The following is a 1906-nucleotide window of genomic DNA, read 5'->3' on the forward strand; positions in this document are numbered from 1 at the left end:
AATGGTGATGGCATAGAGCAATTGTGTGTACAGCTGTTTCACTGGCTCAACCAAGACCTGTTTTCAGGAGCGAATCATCCGGATATCTAGATAATATGTATTATTATATAGCTTTATATAGGTTTTCGGAACCAGAAATCTGCTATTCGTCCTTTTCAAGTTTTTGTCTTATGATGCAAAAGTTGGAGGAAAAAGCCGTGACATGGAAAGCAATACTCGCATTCAAGATAAGCTCAATTTTTGGTAGGATCATGGACGATTGGTATCCTGTTTGTAAAACTTCAAGCTGAAAATCTTCTTATTTCCAGATGCCCTGATATTTTTTTTGATATTTGGCATCTTCCTCTGACCCGATTAATTGAGCAGCCAATTCTTTTATATGCTCATCCTTAATTGCATCGTATAAATTTTTCAGACCAACGATGATGTCGTATCGAATCAAAGTGTGATTTTTTTCGTGCATGCAATTTCGAAAACGGGCAGCCATGTGGGTGAGCACCATTTCCCTTTGCTCCGGTCCGGCTAAGCCCACTTTCCAAATAGATTGCAAACTATGCCGGGCCGTTACAAATTTCGGATCCTTTGTCACTTCCCATACCGCTGGGAAATCACGAAGCATGCGTTTCTCCGGATCACTGATGGCTAAACCGGCTAGAAACTGTGCAGCCCTTGATCTTCGATGTTGATCCCGGTCGGCCAGCCATTCGATTAATTGGTCCCAAACTTCATACGCCCAGTCTACTTTTCCTTTCGTGGCATTCATAATGTTTTGAAAGGCTTCATATTGCAGATTTTTGTCCTTTGTTTCCAGATTTTCAAAATAAGATTTCGTTAGACGGTCCACTGTATCACTCCCGGGATTTATGAGTAAAACAATTTTACCATTTCAAATTGTTTTACTCAAAGAAGCCATTCTCTTTCAGGCACTGATTCAGGAAATAGATCATTAAAAAAGGGCAGCGCGGGATTCTATTCGTAAGTTGTTTACTTTTGCTTAGCCATATATAGGTCGGCTAAATCCTTTAGTTCCATAGGATTATATCCCTCTACTCTTTTGATTTCTTCATTTTGATCATTGAGCAACAAAGTTACCGGGACACCTGTTAATTTATACTGCATAATCACTTCCGGTGTTTGATAAATGTCCAGTTCTTCGTATTCGATTTGGTGATCCTGCAAAAATTTTGCAGTAGATCGGCATGGGATGAATATGGCTTGCTGATCTTGATCATTTTCATTTGTTCGACCTCCTCACATTCCTTTTTTTACAAAAGAAACGTTCTTTTCTAAGTGGAATAGTAACACGGCAGGGAGATATAATAATTGATGCATATCAAATTTCAGGAAAATAGCGATGTTTCAAGGCTTTTTTTTGCAGGAGCGGTGGACATGATTGAGGAAGCGATGAAAAAAACAAAGCTGCCGGTTTCTAATGAAGGTTTGAAAGTTGATGCCATTCCGGATGAAAAGATCAAAGCGCAAGAAACGACTTCGTACAGCAGCCCGATTCATCTGGCCAATTAATTTACAGCCACAGCTATGAATTGACCTATTCAGAAGGCGCGTACTAAGATGGAATCGCAGAATTTGAAAAGGGGTTGAAAAAGTTGAAAGCATGGTGCATCGAAAAACCGGGCAGTATAGATGATCTTGTGTGGATCGGTTTCTGATTGAATCAAAAAACCAGCGGCCTTACTCCGGTTTTGGAGGAGGCCTGCTGGTTTTTTGCTGCTATTTGAATGATTGAAGGCAGGTCGCTATCTACCATCATTGCAAAACGTTTCGATAATCCCAAATTACGAAAGTGCAGCTATTTGATAGCTAAAATCCACACACGTGGAAGTAAATGTAAAATATGGAATCCAAATCTATAATTTCAGGTGGTTGAAGGTATACTTTCCCCCTC

2 protein-coding genes are annotated in these 1906 nt (G+C 39.9%); one reads left to right on the forward strand and one right to left on the reverse strand.

The window, feature by feature from the left end; translation table 11 throughout:
- Window positions 1–298 precede the first annotated feature (298 nt).
- Window positions 299–844 carry a hypothetical protein gene (locus tag C232_RS0118195; protein ID WP_018665534.1) on the reverse strand — a complete coding sequence of 182 codons (546 nt, stop codon included), beginning with the start codon at window positions 842–844 and terminating at the stop codon, window positions 299–301.
- Between the two features lie 479 nt (window positions 845–1323).
- On the opposite strand from C232_RS0118195, the gene C232_RS0118205 reads away from it, so the two are divergent.
- Window positions 1324–1524, forward strand: a complete 201-nt coding sequence (locus C232_RS0118205; RefSeq protein ID WP_018665537.1) for a hypothetical protein — start codon at window positions 1324–1326, stop codon at window positions 1522–1524.
- Window positions 1525–1906 lie beyond the last annotated feature (382 nt).

The sequence above is a fragment of the Heyndrickxia acidiproducens DSM 23148 genome (genome assembly GCF_000374345.1).
GTDB lineage: Bacteria > Bacillota > Bacilli > Bacillales > Bacillaceae_C > Weizmannia > Weizmannia acidiproducens.